Source organism: Chloroflexia bacterium SDU3-3 (genome assembly GCA_009268125.1).
GTDB lineage: Bacteria > Chloroflexota > Chloroflexia > Chloroflexales > Roseiflexaceae > SDU3-3.
On sequence record WBOU01000012.1, the window covers coordinates 105106 to 121778 of the forward strand.

15 protein-coding genes are annotated in these 16673 nt (G+C 67.0%); 5 read left to right on the forward strand and 10 right to left on the reverse strand.

Features of this window, described 5'->3' with window-relative positions; genetic code table 11:
* Nucleotides 1-30 precede the first annotated feature (30 nt).
* The 4 genes from F8S13_19010 to F8S13_19025 all read left to right on the forward strand — a co-directional run bounded on the left by F8S13_19010 (nt 31) and on the right by F8S13_19025 (nt 4072).
* Entirely contained in the window at nt 31-1326 is a 1296-nt protein-coding gene (locus tag F8S13_19010) for a hydroxymethylglutaryl-CoA reductase, degradative (GenBank protein KAB8141495.1), read from the forward strand.
* A 75-nt stretch (nt 1327-1401) separates the two neighbouring features.
* Nucleotides 1402-2445 (forward strand): hydroxymethylglutaryl-CoA synthase, encoded by a 1044-nt coding sequence (locus tag F8S13_19015; protein ID KAB8141496.1) that lies wholly within the window; start codon nt 1402-1404, stop codon nt 2443-2445.
* Nucleotides 2446-2470: 25 nt separating this feature from the next.
* On the forward strand, nt 2471-3625 hold the full coding sequence (locus tag F8S13_19020; protein ID KAB8141497.1) for an acetyl-CoA acetyltransferase: 1155 nt from the start codon (nt 2471-2473) through the stop codon (nt 3623-3625).
* A 63-nt stretch (nt 3626-3688) separates the two neighbouring features.
* On the forward strand, nt 3689-4072 hold the full coding sequence (locus F8S13_19025) for a Zn-ribbon domain-containing OB-fold protein (protein ID KAB8141498.1): 384 nt from the start codon (nt 3689-3691) through the stop codon (nt 4070-4072).
* Between the two features lie 62 nt (nt 4073-4134).
* Here the strand turns inward: F8S13_19025 and lexA are convergent, their stop codons facing one another.
* Nucleotides 4135-4794, reverse strand: a complete 660-nt coding sequence (lexA, locus tag F8S13_19030) for a transcriptional repressor LexA (GenBank protein KAB8141499.1) — start codon at nt 4792-4794, stop codon at nt 4135-4137.
* A gap of 413 nt (nt 4795-5207) precedes the next feature.
* On the opposite strand from lexA, the gene F8S13_19035 reads away from it, so the two are divergent.
* Nucleotides 5208-5699: an MOSC domain-containing protein gene (locus F8S13_19035; GenBank protein KAB8141500.1), complete on the forward strand. Its 492-nt coding sequence runs from the start codon at nt 5208-5210 to the stop codon at nt 5697-5699.
* A gap of 3 nt (nt 5700-5702) precedes the next feature.
* On the opposite strand, the gene F8S13_19040 is transcribed toward F8S13_19035, so the two are convergent.
* The 9 genes from F8S13_19040 to F8S13_19080 form a co-directional block, all read right to left on the reverse strand.
* Complete coding sequence (locus F8S13_19040) at nt 5703-7019, reverse strand: S41 family peptidase (GenBank protein ID KAB8141501.1); 1317 nt, start codon at nt 7017-7019, stop codon at nt 5703-5705.
* 106 nt (nt 7020-7125) lie between these two features.
* On the reverse strand, nt 7126-7929 hold the full coding sequence (locus F8S13_19045) for a 16S rRNA (uracil(1498)-N(3))-methyltransferase (GenBank protein KAB8141502.1): 804 nt from the start codon (nt 7927-7929) through the stop codon (nt 7126-7128).
* A gap of 2 nt (nt 7930-7931) precedes the next feature.
* Nucleotides 7932-8906: a 50S ribosomal protein L11 methyltransferase gene (locus tag F8S13_19050; GenBank protein ID KAB8141503.1), complete on the reverse strand. Its 975-nt coding sequence runs from the start codon at nt 8904-8906 to the stop codon at nt 7932-7934.
* A gap of 125 nt (nt 8907-9031) precedes the next feature.
* Entirely contained in the window at nt 9032-10456 is a 1425-nt protein-coding gene (locus tag F8S13_19055) for a cysteine--tRNA ligase (protein KAB8141504.1), read from the reverse strand.
* 57 nt (nt 10457-10513) lie between these two features.
* A complete protein-coding gene (cysE, locus tag F8S13_19060; GenBank protein KAB8141505.1) occupies nt 10514-11284 on the reverse strand; it encodes a serine O-acetyltransferase in 771 nt (256 codons plus the stop codon).
* Between the two features lie 170 nt (nt 11285-11454).
* Nucleotides 11455-11793: a zinc ribbon domain-containing protein gene (locus F8S13_19065; protein KAB8141506.1), complete on the reverse strand. Its 339-nt coding sequence runs from the start codon at nt 11791-11793 to the stop codon at nt 11455-11457.
* A 201-nt stretch (nt 11794-11994) separates the two neighbouring features.
* The gene (locus F8S13_19070; protein ID KAB8141507.1) at nt 11995-13209 is read right to left on the reverse strand and encodes a winged helix-turn-helix domain-containing protein; all 1215 of its coding nucleotides are present in this window, start codon (nt 13207-13209) and stop codon (nt 11995-11997) included.
* Between the two features lie 531 nt (nt 13210-13740).
* Nucleotides 13741-14727 (reverse strand): GNAT family N-acetyltransferase, encoded by a 987-nt coding sequence (locus F8S13_19075; GenBank protein KAB8141508.1) that lies wholly within the window; start codon nt 14725-14727, stop codon nt 13741-13743.
* Nucleotides 14728-14881: 154 nt separating this feature from the next.
* On the reverse strand, nt 14882-16300 hold the full coding sequence (locus F8S13_19080) for an aspartate ammonia-lyase (protein ID KAB8141509.1): 1419 nt from the start codon (nt 16298-16300) through the stop codon (nt 14882-14884).
* Nucleotides 16301-16673 lie beyond the last annotated feature (373 nt).

Below are 16673 nucleotides of genomic sequence, written 5' to 3' on the forward strand. Positions count from 1 at the left end.
CCGCTGTTGTATCGAAAGGACAGCCACTTCATGACCCCGCACAATTCACGGATAAGCGGTTTCTACCAGCTTAACCCTTTTGAGCGGTTGCAGGCAGTGAAGTCATTTGATGGACTAACTGATGAGGATCTGCGATCACTCCATGGGGGCAATGGTGCCCTTACCGTCGAGCGGGCGGATAAGATGATAGAGAATGTCGTTGGTACATTCAATCTCCCGCTAGGTATTGCGACGAACTTTCAGATCAATGGCCAGGACCGCCTCATCCCCATGGTGGTAGAGGAGCCGTCGATCGTGGCGGGGGCCAGCTACGCGGCTCGGCTCGTGCGCGCAGGCGGCGGCTTTCAGACCAGCTCGACCCTGCCGCTGATGATTGGCCAGATCCAGCTGGTGCAGGTGCCCGACATGGCCCTAGCCCGCGAGCATATCCTGGCTCGCAGCGCCGAGATCCTTGAGGCCGCGAATCGCCAGAGCACCAGCCTGCTGGCGCTGGGCGGCGGCGCGAAGGAGGTCGAGGTGCACCTGTTTGAGCACAGCCCGATGGGGCCGATGCTGGTGGTGCACCTGGTGATTGACTGCCGCGACGCCATGGGCGCGAATGCGATCAACTCCATGGCCGAGGCGGTGGCCCCCCTGCTGGCCGAGATCAGCGGCGGCAGGCCCTACCTGCGCATCCTCTCCAACCTGAGCGACCGGCGACTCTCGCGGGTGCGGGCGGTGGTTCCCCCTGCGGCGCTGGCCCGCGATGGCCTGAGCGGCGAGGAGATCATCGAGGGCATCCTGTGGGCCTACGCCTTCGCGGCGGTGGACCCCTACCGCGCCACCACGCACAACAAGGGCATTATGAATGGCATCGACCCAGTGCTGATCGCCAGCGGTAACGACTGGCGGGCGATCGAGGCTGGGGCGCACGCCTACGCCGCCCGCAGCGGGCGCTACACCTCGCTCTCGGTGTGGAGCCGCGACGAGGATGGTAATCTGGTGGGCGAGATCGAGATGCCGCTGGCTGTGGGTGTGGTGGGCGGCGCGACCAAGGTGCACCCGGCGGCGCAGGCCGCGCTCAAGCTGATGCAGGTGCGGCACGCTAGCGATCTGGCTGAGATCTGCGTGTCGGTGGGCCTCGCGTCCAACCTAGCGGCCATGCGTGCGCTGGCCACCGAGGGCATCCAGAAGGGCCACATGGGCCTGCACGCTCGCCAGATTGCTATGGCGGCTGGCGCGGCTGGCGACGAGGTTGACATGGTCGCGCAGCGGATGGTGGGCGAGCGGCTGATCAAGCCCGCCCGCGCCGCCGAGCTGCTGGCCGAGATCCGCTCGGTCGTATAGAGATACTGCGCGTGGCGCTGGCGCGGGGCACCATGGCCCGCGCCAGCGCCACGCTGCTATTTGAAGGAGCAGAGCATGAGGCCGAACCTGGCAGTGGGCGTTATTGGCTACGGCGCGTATATCCCGCGCTACCGCATTGCGGCGAAAGAGATCGCCCGCATCTGGACGGCGAATAATGGCGGCGTCCCGGTGGACTCGAAGAGCGTGCCGGGGCCAGACGAGGATACGATCACGATGTCGGTGGAGGCGGGGCGCAACGCCCTGGCCCGCGCTGGCATCGGGGCGCAGCAGCTGGCAGCGGTGTGGATCGGTAGCGAGAGCCACCCCTACGCTGTGAAGCCATCCGGCACGGTGGTGGCCGAGGCGCTGGGCACCACGCCCTTCATCAGCGCGGCGGACTACGAGTTCGCGTGCAAGGCGGGCACCGAGGCGATGACTGCTGCGATCGGCATGGTGGGCAGCGGCATGGCCTCCTACGCGCTGGCCATCGGGGCCGATACCGCGCAGGGCCGCCCCGGCGACGCGCTGGAGTACACCGCCGCCGCCGCCGCCGCTGGCCTGGTGCTCGGCCCCGCCGAGTCGGCGCTGGCCACGATCGAGGCGACCTGCTCGTACGTCGATGATACGCCCGACTTCTTCCGCCGCGCCGAGCGCCCCTACCCGGTGCACGGCAACCGCTTCACCGCCGAGCCTGCCTACTTCAGCCATATCCGCGGCGCGGCCAACGCGCTGCTTGAGCAGCTTGGCACCAAGCCCGCCGACTACACCTACGCGGTCTTTCATCAGCCTAACGCCCGCTTTCCGCAGGTGGCCGCCAAGCAACTCGGCTTCACGCCCCAGCAGCTCGCGCCGGGCCTGCTGGCCGGGCGGATCGGCAACAGCTATTCGGCATCGGCGCTGCTTGGCCTCAGCGCCACGCTGGATGTGGCCCAGCCAGGGGACACGATCTTCGTCACCTCGTATGGCTCGGGCGCTGGGTCGGATGCCTTTGTGCTGCACGTGACGGATGCCATCGTGGCGCGGCGCGAGCTGGCCCCGCTAACCAGCGCCTACCTCGACCGCGAGCAGTTTATCGACTACGCCCTCTACGCGAAGTGGCGCGGCAAGCTGGTGCTATAGCAGCCGACAGAATCTGGAGTAAACGATGCAGAATGTGTATATTGCCGGTGTCGGGCAGACACCAGTGGGCGAGCACTGGGAGCTGACCGCCCAGACCCTTGCGGTGCGGGCGCTGCGCCAGGCGCTGGGCGACCTGGCCCCCGAGCGTGTCGGGGCGCTGTATGTGGCCAATGCGTTTGGCGGCGCACTGCATGTGCAGGCCAATATTGGCCCGTCGATCGCGGCGGGCGCTGGCCTGGCGGGCGTCGAGGCGCTCACCGTCGAGGCGAATGGCGCGTCGGGCGGCGTGGCGCTGCGGCAGGCTGCCCTGGCGGTAGCCAGTGGTGCGTATGATGCGGTGGCCGTGGTGGGCGTCGAGAAGGTGACGGATGTGCTGGAGGGCCGCCTAGAGGCTGGCCTCGCGATCTCCACCGATGTCGACTGGGAGGCTATCCACGGTGCGACGCCCACCGCGCTCTGGGCCATGCTGATGCGGCGCTACATGCACCAGTATGGCTACACCGCCGCCGATTTTGCGGCCTTCCCCGTGAACGCCCACGCCAACGCGGTGAAGAATCCCAACGCGCTCTACCGCTTCCCGATCAACCCCGACAAGGTGGGCGGCGGCGCGATGGTGGCCGACCCGCTGAGCCTGCTGGACTGCTCGACCGTGGCCGACGGTGCCGCGGCGGTCATCCTGGTGGGCGCGGGGCTAGCCGAAGAGCTGGGCCTGCCCAAGGTGCGGCTAGCTGGCTCGGCAGTGGCCACCGACACGCTGGCGGTGGCGCACCGCGCCGACCCGCTGTGGCTGGCCGCTGCGGCGCGCAGCTCGCAGGCGGCCCTGCGCGCCGCCCAGCTCTCCACGGGCGACATCCAAGTGCTGGAGCTGACCGACCCGCACGGCATCGCGGCGGCGCTGGCGCTGGAGGCCAACGGCTTCGCCGAGCGCGGCGCTGGCGTGCAGCTTGGCAAAGAGGGCGCGATCACCCCGGCTGGCGCGCTGCCGCTGGCCACAGCGGGCGGCTTCAAAGCGCGCGGCGACGTGGGCGGTGCCAGCGGCGTCTACCAGGTGGTCGAGCTGGTGCGCCAGCTGCGTGGCGAGGCCGAGGCCACCCAGGTGCAGGGGGCCGCGCGCGCCATGGCACAGTCGCTGGGCGGTGTGGGCGCGACCGCCGCAACCCATGTGCTGGTCCGCGAGTAGAAAAATGATTCGGGTCGCAGCTTGGATGGGCGCGGCCCGCTAGCGATAGTGAGGAGCTACGATATGGATCTGGCAAAGCACTGGCGGCTGAATGCCCAGCGCTATCGGCTGGAGGGCCAGCGCCACGCTGCCACGGGCGAGGTGCGCTTCCCTCCCGTGGCCGATGCGGGCGAGGGCTGGGAGCCATATGCGCTGCGCGGCACGGGCACGCTGTTCTCGTTCTCGGTGGTGCGGCAGGCCCCCGAGGGCTACGAGCAGCCCTACTACATCCTGGGCATGATCGCGCTGGATGATGGCCCGGTGGTCACGGCGCAGCTGACCGACTGCAACCCTGAGCAGGCCAGCATCGGTATGCCGGTGGAGATGGTCACGCGCAAGCTGCGCGACCTAGGCGAGGATGGCCTGCTGGTCTACGGCTACAAGTTCCGCCCGCGCCTGGGCCTGTAGCGTGACATAAGAGAAGGGCGTCGGCATATCGCCGACGCCCTTTTTGCATGCCTGGGGAGGGCCTAGAACATCGAGCGGATGACGCCGACCACGCGGCCCTCGATGCGCACGTTGCCGGGGCTGACGTAGATCGGGTCCATCGTCACGTTGGCGGGCTGGAGGCGCACGCGGTTGCCCTCGTTGTAGAAGATCTTGAGGGTGACGGCGTTCTCATCCTGGATGCGGGCGGCGACCATCTGGCCGTTCTCGGCGGTCTCCTGGTAGCGCAGCAGCACGATATCGCCATCGTTGATCAGCGCGTCGATCATGGAGTAGCCGCGCACCTTCAGCGCGTAGACATCCTGCAGGCGCTCGGCGGGGGCCACGGCCTCGGGCACGCTGATCAGCTCGGCCTCGGTGGGGCTGGTGATCTCGGGGTCGGGAAGGGGCTGGCCAGCGGTGATGATACCGAGCAGCGGCACCTGGCCGCCGGTGCGGATCTGCACCGCCGCCGGGGCAAGCTGGGGGATCTTGATGCCGCGCGAGACTTTGCCCTCGCGCTTCAGGTGGCCCTTCTGCTCCAGCGCCTTGAGGTTGTAGGCCACAACCGATGTGGACGAGATCGAAAGCTCGTCCTGGATCTGGCGGATGGCCGGTGGATAGCCATTTTCCTCAACAAAGCTCTGGATATACTGCAGAATTTCAGTCTGTCGCTGCGAAAGGTTGTTGTCCGCCGTGCGCATGGCTGTGTCCTTCATAATGGCCGCAGCGGAGTGCTACGGCAGATTGTTTCTTGGTACATTCTCTTCCCGCATGTATGTTCTCTAGAACTTATGTAGCAATTGGTACAAATTATAAAGAAACAACTGTGCTATGTCAAGAGGCGCAGCACAATCTCTTGATTGGATGTTTGGTAGATGCCTGTTCCTAACTGATCAGTCAGGCATCTGAACAAATAGCATCTTCCACCACCTGCAATGAATTGCCGTTTGTTGATCGAGTTTGGGCGCTATTGCTCTTCTGGCGCTCGTTGCTATGCTGAAAAGGGCTGGGTTTCAAGAAATGTAGCGATGAGCAAGATTTTAGCGATATATGATGGACATATGTGGGAAAGTAGGTAAAATAGACCGATGTTTGTAAAGAGATGGAGGGTGTGATGAGCGCATATGAGGCGAGGGGAAACGTGATCCAGGTGAGCGTCAACCCCGAGGGCGGCGTGCCGAAGCTAGCGGTCGCGTCGGCCATGGTCACATCGGCGGGGGTGCGCGGCGATCGCCAGCGCGACTTGGTCCATCACGGCGGGCCAGATCGGGCGGTGTGCCTCTACGCCCAGGAGCGCATCGCCGCGCTGAATGCCGAGGGCCACGGCATCGCCCCCGGCACCACCGGCGAGAACCTGACGGTGCAGGGGGTGGACTGGGATGCGGTGCAGTTGGGCGACCGGCTACGCATCGGTGCGGGCGTGGTGCTGGAGATCACGGGCTACGCGTCGCCCTGCCAGAACATCGCGGGGTCGTTTAGCGAGGGTGCGTTCACGCGCATCTCGCAGAAGCTCCATCCCGGCTGGAGCAGGCTCTACGCCCGTGTGCTGGCCGAGGGCGAGGTGCGGGCGGGCGACGCGGTGGCGTATGTGCCCGCAGGGGCCTAGCCGCTACTTGGCGGCTGCGGCTGCTGGCGGCTGCTTGCCATCCACCAGCAGCCGGATGGCCCAGGCCAGCTGACTGTCGGCGCAGGTGCTTTGGCCCTCGGTGGGCGCGCGATCGGCCACGCAGGGCGCGGCGTCCGCCGCATCCTCGGTGTAGGGCACCACAAATTGCGGCGTGATACCCACCTTGTGGATGGCGCTCTTGCCGGGCGTGAGCCAGTGGGCGATGGTGACGCGGATGCTGCCGCTATCGCTGAGCGTGTGGATGTTCTGCACCGAGCCTTTGCCGTAGGTCTTCTCGCCCAGCAGGTAGGTTTGGGGCCGCTCGTCGCGCAGCGCCCCGGCCACGATCTCGCTGGCGCTGGCCGAGCCGCCGTTCACCAGCACCACCAGGGGCAGCGCGCCTACCTTCGCGCCGCCGATGGTCGGCAGCTCCTTCAGGCTGCCGTCGCCGCCCTGCTCATACAGCGCTGCGCCATCGTAGAAGCGCCCCAACACCTCTTGCGCGTTCACCAGATAGCCGCCGGGGTTGTTGCGCAGATCGAGGATCATGCGCGTGGGCTGCTGGGGCTGCAGCTCCTTCCAGGTCTCGTCGAAGTCGGCGGTGGTGCTGGATTTGAAGTCGGTGATCTTCATGTAGGCGATGCCACCCGGCAGCATCTGGGCTCTGACGCTGCTGATCACGATCGTGTCGCGGGTGATGGTCACGTCGAAGCTGTCGCCGCCGCGTCGGATGCTGAGTGTGACCTGTGAGCCTTTAGGGCCGCGGATCTTGCTGGCCACCGCCACGTTGGCCTGGTTCACATCCAGCCCCGCCGTGAGCGCGGCGATCTGCTCGCCATCCACCGCCACGATCTCATCGCCCTGCTGCAGCCCGGCCTGAAGCGCCGGCGAGCCTTTGATCGGGCGATCCACAAAGGCCGTGCCCTCGCCGATGCGCAGGTAGATGCCGATGCCCTCCTGGGTGCCCTGCATGTGCTCGGTGGTGAGCGCGGCCAGCTGCGGCTCTTGGTAGATGGTGTAGGGGTCGTCGAGCGCACCCAGCATGCCTTTGATCGCGCCCTGGATCATCTTCTTGCGGTCGAGGTCGCCCTGGCGGTAGAACTCGTTCTCTACGAGGTTCCACGACTCCCAGAAGCTGCTGAACTGATCGCGCAGGGCGGCGGGCGTGGCGCTGTTCGCGCCCATCCCCGGCCCCACCAGCGCTACGATGTCGCCGCCCACCGGCAGCAGCTTGGCGCATAGCCAGCCCCCGGCGAACCCAATGGCCAGCAGCAGGATGGCGAGGGCGGGCCTGCGTAGCGAGGATGCGATTCGCCGCATGGGTGGTGCTCCTTTCGCGTTGACTGTGATGCCCAGGGAAGACAGCGCTGGCGCATACGGGTGCCGCATGCGCCAGGGTCGGTCGGTCGCGGGCTGTGGGGTGGGCCTAGTCCATGTCGCCCAGGTCGTAGAGCACGGCGGCCAGGGCGGCCAGCGGCGCGGTCTCGGCGCGCAGCGTGCGCGGCCCCAGCGTGACGGGAAGCACCCCGCTGGCCTGCGCGGCCTCGCGCTCGTGGTCGGCGAAGCCGCCCTCCGGTCCACTGACCAGTGCGATCTGCTGCGGCTCGGCGGCGCTGCGGGCGGCGGCCAGGGCCTGGCGCAGCGGCTGCGCGCCCGCGCCCTCCCAGAGGAATAGCGCAGTGCCGCCCTGCGCGGCCTGGGCGCAGGCCGTGGCCAGCGGCATGGGCGCGGCCAGATGCGGCACGCGGCCCCGGCGCGACTGCTCGCTGGCCTCGCGGATGATCTTGCGCCAGCGCTCGGCCTTGCGCTCGCTCAGGTCGCCGCTGTCGGCCAGCAGCGTGCGCTCGCTGGTCACCGGTACGATGGCGGCCACGCCCAGCTCGGTGCTCTTCTGCAGCGCCCACTCGAAGCGCTCGGGCCGCATCAGGGCCAGGTAGAGCGTGATCTGCGAGCGCGGCTCGCTTGCCACCAGCGCCCGCTCGCCCACCTCGCCCGCCACTAGGCCGCGCCGCACATCCGACAGGGTCACGCTGTACTGCCAGCCGGTGTTGTCCAGCAGCAGTACCTGGTCGCCCGCGTCCAGCCGCAGCACCGAGCTGATCTGGTGGATCAGCTCGGCGTCGTCGATCTGCACGGCGTCGCCCCGGATGCTCTCGGGCGGCACGAAGAAGCGGTAGGTGTTGCTCTGCAGTGTCTGCCTGCGCCCGCCGTGTGCGTGACGTTTGGCCATGGCTAGGCTTCCGGCTTGCGGTGCACCAGCGCCACCCAGTCGCCCTGCTGCCGCCGCTCTAGGCGCTCGAAGCCCATGGCGGCGTAGGCCAGCGCCACCTCGTCCTCGCGCTCGGCGATGATGCCCGAGCTGATCAGGATGCCGCCGGGCTTCAGCGCGGTGTGCATGTCGGGGGCCACCGCCACCAGCACCTTGGCGATGATGTTGGCCACGATCAGGTCGCAGGTGGCGTCGGGCGTGATGCTGGCGTACTCGTGCTGGCCGGGCACCGCGCTCGCGCCCAGCCAGTGGCCGAAGCTCGCGCCCGCGCCCAGGCTGCCCTCGGCGGCCTGGATCTGCTTCTCGACGCCGTTCACCGTGGCGTTCTGCACCGTGGCCTCCACGGCGATCGGGTCGGTATCTAGGCCCAGCACGGTGTTCGCGCCCATCAGCGCCGCCGCGATGGCCAGGATGCCCGAGCCGCAGCCTAGGTCGAGCACGCTGGTGTCGGGGGTGACGTACTTCTCCATGAACACGATGCAGAGCTGGGTGGTGGGGTGCAGGCCGGTGCCGAAGGCCATGCCGGGGTCGAGCCGCAGCACCACATCGCCCGCCTGCGGCTCGTACTCCAGCCACGAGGGCACGATCACTGTGCGCTCGCCCAGCCGCTGGATCTTGTAGTGCTCCTTCCAGGCGTTGGCCCAGTCCTCCTCCTGCAGCGGCTTGACTCGCAGCTCGCTCACGGGGCGGATCTGGCCTAGGTGCCAAAGGGCCTGCTCGATCCGGCTGCGCTGCTCCTCGTTCCACTGGTCCACCGGGATGAAGGTGCGCAGCGTGACGGGGCGCTGGTCGTCGAAGGTGTACTCGGGGCCATCCACCCCTGGCACAATCGGCTGGTCGAGCACGACCCCGCCGTTGTAGCCGTACTGGGCCAGCAGGTCGCTCACCGGCTCGGCGGCCTCGCGATCGACATCGACAGCAATCTCAATCCAGCTCATGTGTGTTTCTCGTGTGGCGGCTGGCGCGGGCGTGGCCTGCGGCAGCGGCATAGAAGATCGGGTTTTCGGTGCAAAGAGAAGCGCCCCCACCCGCGCCAGAGCTGCGGGCGAGAGCGCGGAATTAGCTAGCGGGATGCTTTCCAGCGGGTGCCCTGCGGGCCATCCTCTAGTGTCACGCCCAGCGCGTCTAGGCGCTGGCGGATGCTGTCGGCGATCTGGTACTGCTTGGCCTTGCGTAGCTCGGCGCGCAGCTCGATCAGCAGCTCGATGAAGGGCGCGCTGTCCTGGCTCTTGCCAGCCTTGGGCTGTAGGCGCAGGCCCAGCACCCCGGCCAGCTCGCGCAGGGTGGCCTGGGCCTGGGCGAACGGCTCGCCGCCCACGCCGCCGTCGCGCGCGGTGTTGATCGCCTTCACCAGCTCGAACAGCACGGCCAGCGCGCCGGAGGTGTTGAAGTCGTCGTCCATCACGTCGGTGAAGCGCTGGGTCGCGCCGCCCGCCACCTCGGCCAGCTGCGCGGCGGCGGGGCCGTCGGTGGCGCTGCCCACCGCAGGCTCCAGCGCGCTCAGCAGGCGGGCCAGCTTGCGCTCCTGGTCGGCCACGATCACCTCGCCAAAGGCCAGCGGGTTGCGGTAGTAGCTGGAGAGCACCACCAGCCGCAGCACGTCGGCGTCGTGCGCATCTAGGAACGAGCGGATCGTCACCACGTTGCCCAGCGACTTCGACATCTTCTCCATCTTGAAGCCGCCCTCGGGCAGCGGCGTCTGGATCTGGAGCATGCCGTTGTGCATCCAGAAGCGCGCGAACGGCTTGTGGGTCAGGCTCTCGGTCTGGGCGATCTCGTTCTCGTGGTGGGGGAACACCAGGTCGTTGCCGCCGCCGTGGATGTCGATCTGCTCGCCCAGGTGCTTGAGGTTCATGGCCGAGCACTCGATGTGCCAGCCGGGCCGCCCGTGGCCCCAGGGGCTTTCCCAGTACGGCTCGCCCTCTTTGGCCGCCTTCCACAGCGCGAAGTCGGCTGCCGACTCCTTGCGCTCGTCCACGTCGAAGCGGGTGCCGCTGATCATGTCGCCCAGGTTGCGTCCTGAGAGCTTGCCGTAGCCCTGGTCCTTGGCCACGCGGAAGTACACGTCGCCGCCCGCCTCGTAGGCGTAGCCCGTGTCGATCAGGCGGCTGATGAAGTCCTGGATCTCCTGCATCGTCTCGGTGGCGCGCGGGTAGAGCGTGGCGCGCTGCACGTTGAGGTTGCCCAGATCCTCCATGAACTCGTCGATGTAGCTCTCGGCCAGCTCCTTGGGGTCGCGCCCCAGCGTGTTGGCGCGGGCGATGATCTTATCGTCCACATCGGTGAAGTTCACCACGTGCTGCACGGCGTAGCCACGGTACTCGAGGTAGCGCCGCACCACGTCGAAGATCATGGCCGACATGGCGTGGCCGATATGGGCCGTATCGTAGACGGTGACGCCGCAGACGTAGATCTTGGCGACGCCCGGCTCGATCGTCTCGAACGGCTCTTTCTTACGGGAAAGCGTGTTGTAGATCTGGATGCTCATGCGCTCTTCCTACTATCAAAATGCGGCTGCTGCCAGCCGGTGCTCACTTGGCGGGCGCTAGATGCCCTCGCCAAGCATGTACTGCTCTTCGGGGTCTTCCTTGCCATTCTCGCCCAGCGTGGCCCAGAGCTGCTCGGATGCGATCTGGAAGTTCATGTGGTGGGCGGTGTGGTGGTTGGTCACATCCTCCAGGCTCTCCAGCCGCTCCTCCAGCTCGCAGACCTTGCTGCGCAGCCCGCGCAGCATCTGGGCCTCGGGGTCGGGCAGCTGCTCGACGCGGCGGCTGGTGCCGGTGCGCGGGTCGCGGGTGGCCACGATGCGGGCGGGCACGCCTACGGCGGTGGAGTGCGGCGGCACATCCTTCACCACCACCGCTCCGCCGCCCACGCGCGCGCCCTCGCCCACGGTGATCGCGCCCAGCACGCTCGCGCCCACGCCCACGATCACGTGGTCGTGCAGCGTGGGGTGGCGCTTGCCCTTCTGCTTGCCGGTGCCGCCCAGGGTCACGCCCTGGTACAGCATCACCCAGTCGCCGATCTCGGATGTCTCGCCGATCACCACGCCCATACCGTGATCAATAAAAAAGCCTCGGCCAATGGTTGCGCCGGGGTGGATCTCGATGCCGCTGAGGAACCGCGCGAACTGGGAGATGAGCCGGGGGAGGAAGGGTACCCGCGCCTGCCACAGGCGGTGGGCCACGCGGTGGAAGAGGATGGCGTGCAGCCCTGGGTAGAGCAGAACCTCGAAGATAGAGCTGGCCGCAGGGTCATTCTTGAAGATAGCGCGCACGTCATCGCGCAGGGTGAGCAGGCTTGAGCGAAAGGACATAGAGAAACCTCCCCAAAGTTCATCCGGTTCCACGGGCAGAGAGAGGGGCGGGGCACCACAGCGGGGCACGTGTGTGCCCCGCGCAATGCCCCTAACAACAGACGTGCGATGCCCTCTTGCCCCAGGCAAGCAGATGTTTCGGGGAGGCAGATAGACCTGCGCTGGTGGTGTTATGCTGTGGTCGAAGAACTCGCACTGGTACTCGCTGCGCTATCGCTTGCAGGGCTGGCGCTGGCTGGGGCCTCGGCCTTGGCCTCGGTCTTGGCCTCGCCGCCCTTGGCAGAATCAGTCTTGCTCGCGTCGTCGCTCGTCCCTACAGTCGCGCTGCTGGACTTGCGGCTATCGGTGATGTACCAGCCTGAGCCCTTGAACACGATGCCCACCGGCTGGAAGACTCGCCGCACGGCCCCTGCGCACGAGGGACATGTTCGGATAGGTTCGTCCTTGAAGGATTGGAACTGCTCGAACTGGGCGCCGCACGAGTCACACTTGTAGACATAGGTAGGCATAGCCTCAGAACCCCTCCTGATGCCAATTGATATTTGCTAATTCGTCGCGATCCCTATTGTACTCTATTCAGCAACTCCTATCAAATAAAAAGCGCTAGAGTTCTGTTAAAAGTCTGTTTCCCTCTGCCCTTTTCTGCCTCCCTTTTCGCGCTGTCTGACCATCTGCCATGTCTTTGCGCCTTCGTGGTGAATCGGTTCTCTTTACCCCACGAGCAGCGGCTGGAGCAGCGCGGCCAGCTCGGGCGGGTCGCTGATGCCCAGCTGCACCTGCGGGGTACCGTGCCAGGCCGCGCAGGCCCGGATGGCCCCGGCCAGGTCGGTCAGCAGCTGGGCGGTGGGCTGCACGCCAGGCTCCAGGTGGAGCGCCTTCAGCTCGAAGATGCCCTGCTTGCGGTGGGCCTTGGGGTCGAGCCTGCCGATGATCTGGCCGCGCCAGAGGATGGGCAGTGTGAAGTAGCCGTAGCGGCGCTTGGGCGCGGGGGTGTAGCACTCGATGCGGTAGTCGAAGCCGAACAGGTCGAGGGCGCGCTTGCGATCCCACACCAGCGGGTCGAAGGGCGAAAGCAGCGTGGTGAGCGTGGGCGTGAGCGCGCCCGCCTCGGCCTGCCGGGCCAGCGGCAGCAGGCTGGGGTGGATGTAGCCCGGCTCCTTGAAGCCCTCCACTGTCGCCTCGGCTAGCAGACCCTCGCTGGCCAGCTGGGCCAGCAGCGCCGCGCCGCCCTGCTTCTTCACGCGGAAGTAGTCGGCCTGCCAGCGCGGCAGCACCACGCCCAGGGCGCGCGCGGTGGTGAGCGCGAACTGGCGGTGGACCTCGTCCAGGCTGGGGGCCTGGGCGTCATCCCACCAGGGCACCACTCGCTCGCGCAGGTCGTAGACGCGCTGGAAGCTCTTGCGGCGGGTGATCATCAGGTCGCCGGTGGTGTAGAGCGCCTCCAGCAGGCGCTTCTCCAGCTTCCAGTTCCACCATGTGCCCTTCTGTCCGTCGGTGCGCTCGAAGTCGGCGGACATGACTGGCCCGCGCTCGCGCACGGTGTCGAGCAGGCGCTGGATCTCGGGGCCGTGCTCGTCAAAGTGCTGCTGGATGTACTTCCAGGCCCGCGCTGCGCCCGCCAGCTGCCTGCTGCGGTAGAGCGGGTAGTCCTCGATCGGTAGGAAGCTGGCCTCGTGCGACCAGTACTCGAAGATCGCGTGCTCGGCCAGCAGCTCGTCGAGCCAGCGTGGGTCGTAGCTGCCCAGGCGGCTCCACAGCACCAGGTAGGGGCTGCGGGCCACCACGCTGATGGTGTCGATCTGAAGGATGCCCATGCGCTGGATGGCGGCGAGGACGTCGGCCTTGGCGGCGGGGCTGTCGGGCGGGGTGAGCAGGCCCTGGGCGGCCAGCATGAGCGCGCGTGCGGCGCTGGCGGTGAGGTGCATAGCGGTGCTCTTCTAGGTTAGGAAGGATGTCGGCCTAGTATACCAGAACATCCGTGCGTGGCCATGCGACTTTTTGCCTAATGCCGAGGTGTTTTCCCACAAGGGGATGGTTTTACCACGAAGACGCGAAGACATGAAGGGAGGAAAGGGGATGGGGTCGGGCTGGCCGGGCAATGCTTGGAGCGTTGCCCGGTCGGCCTGACCGGCCGCGGCCTCGATGATGATGGTTCCGCGTGTTTGGTGGGTGGATGCTCTGCGCGGGCGGCGGCTAGGGGCCAGCCCCTAGCAACCCCGCGAGGGGGCGATGCCCCCTTCGAAACCCCCAATTTGAGGCATTCCTATGCCGAAATATGGCGGCTGATGTTCGTGCATATGGCCATCAAAACATGAGCGGCACCTTCGCCGCATGGGCCGAGTGAGTGGGGCTGGCGATTCGCTCTTTTTTTCTTGACTCTTGGTGCCTTGGCGTCTTGGTGGTAAACGGTTTTCTCCTCTTTGCGCCTTGGCGTCTTCGTGGTGAATCGGTTTCCTCTACCGCGCGGCGAAGGCGATGCGCTGGTCGATGCGGCGGGTCAGGCGGTAGGCCACGGGGCGGAAGCCCAGGTGCGGCCACACCCGCGAGGAGAGCAGGTTGGTGCTGCGCCAGTCGGTGGCGCAGGTGGTGATGCCCTGGGCGGCGGCCTCGCGCAGCGCGTGGGAGAGCAGCGCGCCGCTGATGCCGCGCCCGCGGTGGCTGGCGGTCACGCCGCCGATCGACAGCTCGGTGCAGCCCGCCGGGTAGAGCAGCTTGTCGGGCGCCTCCTCCGCCGCGCAGAACTCCTGCACGCCCACCGGCTGGTCGCCGTCGAAGGCCAGCCAGAGCGTGACCTCGGGGTCGTCGACCTCGGCACCGTAGAGCGGGGGCAGCTCGGCGGCGCGCTCGGGCGCGGTGAAGGCCCAGCAGGGCGACTGCACCTGCTGCCGCCAGATCAGGTCGGAGAAGCCCGCCATGGTCTGGCGGTCGGCGCTGGTGGCGCGGCGGATGGAGATGCCGGGCTGCGGGTCGCGCGGCGCGAGGCTGGCGATGTCGAGCAGGGCGTACATGTGCTCGATGCCGAAGCTGAGCGTAGACCATGTGAACAGCAGGCTGGGGTCGGCTGCGGGGATGGTGGCGAAGTGGGCGTAGCAGCCCTGGTCGACCCAGCCCACGGCTAGGTGGGCGTACATGTCGCGCAGCAGCTCGCTGCCCTGGCCTGGCGCGGTGGCGCTGCCAGCTAGGCGCACCCAGGCCACGCGGCCCCAGGTGGCGTCGAAGATCAGCTCGCTGATCATGTAGCCGCGCAGCTGGCCGCCCGCGAAGGCTGCCACGCCATGGGCGTGGGGGCGCTCCAGCAGCGCGGCCACGGCGGCCTCGGCATGCTGGGGCTGGGCGTACTGCGGGGCGATCATCGGCATGGCCGCGAGGTCGGCGGCGTGGCGGGCGGCCAGCATGGCCCCGGCCTCGGGCAGCATCTCGTGGGTAAACGGTCGAAGCTCCATGGTGGCGTGCCTTTCACTGCGCGCGGGTGACAACAGCGCGTATGGTAGCACCTAGGGGCCGGGGGCAGATCGGGCCAAGGGCCGAGGAAACACTACGGCGGTCGGGCATGTGCGTGCCCGACCGCCGTAGGATGTGCGGGGATGTGCGCTGGGACTAGCCGCCAGCGCCCACGCCCTGGATGCCGCCCTCGGTCATCTTGCGGGCGTCGATCAGCTCGTCCACCTCGGCCTCGCTCAGCAGGCCCTTCTCGACCACCACCTGCTTGATGGTCTTGCCGGTGGCCAGCGACTCCTTGGCCACGGCAGCGCCGTTCAGGTAGCCGATCTTGGGGTTGAGCGCCGTCACCAGGATGGGGTTCTTGGCCAGCCAGCCGGTGGCTTTCTCCTCGTTGGCGGTGATGCCCACGACGCACTTGGTGGTGAAGGCCTTCACCGCGCCGATCAGCACGTGCATCATCTCGAACAGGTTGTGGGCGATGATCGGCATCATCACGTTCAGCTCAAGCTGGCCAGCTTGCACGGCCAGCGCGATCGCGTGGTCGTTGCCCTGCAGGTGGAAGCAGGCCTGGTTCAGCATCTCGGCCAGCACCGGGTTGACCTTGCCGGGCATGATCGAGGAGCCTGGCTGCACGGCGGGCAGGCGGATCTCGTCAAGGCCGGTGGTGGGGCCGGATGAGAGCATGCGGAAGTCGTTGGCCACGCGCACCAGCGTGATGCACAGCGTGCGGATGGAGGCCGAGAAATCTGCCGCGTCGCCCATGTTCTGCATGGACTCGAACAGGTCGCCCGACTCGTGCAGCTCGCTGCCCAGCAGCTCGGAGAGCCGCTTGACCATGCGGCTGTGGTACTCGGTGTGGGCGTTCAGGCCGCTGCCGGTGGCGGTGCCGCCGATGCCGATGCGGCGCAGGCGGTTGGCGGCGGTGTTGATACGCTCGCGGTCGTTGCGCACCGCGCGGGCGTACGCGCCGAACTCCTGGCCCAGGCGCACGGGCACCGCGTCCTGCAGGTGGGTGCGGCCCGACTTCACGATGTGGTCGAACTCCTTGGCCTTCTGCTCAAGGGCGTCGGCCAGGCCGTCGATCGCGGCCAGCAGCTCCTCGATGCGCCAGAGGCAGCCGAGGCGGATGGCGACCGGGATGGTGTCGTTGGTCGACTGGGCCATGTTCACATGGTCGTTGGGGTTGACCGGCTTCTTCGGATCCTCAAGGGCGAACCCGAGGATCTGGTTGGCGCGGTTCGCGATCACCTCGTTCACGTTCATGTTGTGGCTGGTGCCAGCGCCAGCCTGGAACGGGTCGACCACAAAGTGGGCGCTCAGCTTGCCGTCGATCACCTCCTGCGAGGCCTCCACGATGGCCTTGGCCAGCTTCTCATCCAGCAGGCCCAGGTCGAGGTTGACCTCGGCTGCGGCGCGCTTGATCGTGGCCATCGACCACACGAACGCCGGGTAGGGCTTCATCCCGCTGATCGGGAAGTTCTCGACAGCACGCTGGGTCTGGGCACCATAGAGCGCATCGGAAGGCACGCGTACCTCACCGAGCGAGTCTTTCTCAATACGATATTCCTGCGTCATCGCACAGTATCCTCCATACAAGGGCACGTTGCAGTACGGTTTCAATAGTAGCATGATTTTTGCAGAAGGCTAGAGCGTAGCGGTTATGGCTTGTTCTCCCTTTGATGATGTTCCTTGACGATTCGCGCGCGGGCGTGGCGGTGGGTGAAGATCGCTTGCTGGGGGTATTTTTGCTCTTGGAGTGCGGGCGGTGATCGTGCGCGCGTTCGGCGCTGTGCGCTATGATAGAGTGGTTTATCGTGCGGTTGGCGGCGGCAAGGGGGGGAAGATGATCGTTGGTGGCAATTGTGGCGCTCGCGCCGCGCTTGCTTGTATTTCTGCACCGCCTATAGATAGAGAAGCATCGTTGGGCGACGGATGCTTGGCACACAAA

Coding starts and splice junctions, on each gene's coding strand:
- F8S13_19010 (KAB8141495.1), top strand. CDS start 31: ATGACCCCGCACAATTCACGGATAAGCGGTTTCTACCAGCTTAACCCT.
- F8S13_19015 (KAB8141496.1), top strand. CDS start 1,402: ATGAGGCCGAACCTGGCAGTGGGCGTTATTGGCTACGGCGCGTATATC.
- F8S13_19020 (KAB8141497.1), top strand. CDS start 2,471: ATGCAGAATGTGTATATTGCCGGTGTCGGGCAGACACCAGTGGGCGAG.
- F8S13_19025 (KAB8141498.1), top strand. CDS start 3,689: ATGGATCTGGCAAAGCACTGGCGGCTGAATGCCCAGCGCTATCGGCTG.
- lexA (KAB8141499.1), bottom strand. CDS start 4,794: ATGCGCACGGCGGACAACAACCTTTCGCAGCGACAGACTGAAATTCTG.
- F8S13_19035 (KAB8141500.1), top strand. CDS start 5,208: ATGAGCGCATATGAGGCGAGGGGAAACGTGATCCAGGTGAGCGTCAAC.
- F8S13_19040 (KAB8141501.1), bottom strand. CDS start 7,019: ATGCGGCGAATCGCATCCTCGCTACGCAGGCCCGCCCTCGCCATCCTG.
- F8S13_19045 (KAB8141502.1), bottom strand. CDS start 7,929: ATGGCCAAACGTCACGCACACGGCGGGCGCAGGCAGACACTGCAGAGC.
- F8S13_19050 (KAB8141503.1), bottom strand. CDS start 8,906: ATGAGCTGGATTGAGATTGCTGTCGATGTCGATCGCGAGGCCGCCGAG.
- F8S13_19055 (KAB8141504.1), bottom strand. CDS start 10,456: ATGAGCATCCAGATCTACAACACGCTTTCCCGTAAGAAAGAGCCGTTC.
- cysE (KAB8141505.1), bottom strand. CDS start 11,284: ATGTCCTTTCGCTCAAGCCTGCTCACCCTGCGCGATGACGTGCGCGCT.
- F8S13_19065 (KAB8141506.1), bottom strand. CDS start 11,793: ATGCCTACCTATGTCTACAAGTGTGACTCGTGCGGCGCCCAGTTCGAG.
- F8S13_19070 (KAB8141507.1), bottom strand. CDS start 13,209: ATGCACCTCACCGCCAGCGCCGCACGCGCGCTCATGCTGGCCGCCCAG.
- F8S13_19075 (KAB8141508.1), bottom strand. CDS start 14,727: ATGGAGCTTCGACCGTTTACCCACGAGATGCTGCCCGAGGCCGGGGCC.
- F8S13_19080 (KAB8141509.1), bottom strand. CDS start 16,300: ATGACGCAGGAATATCGTATTGAGAAAGACTCGCTCGGTGAGGTACGC.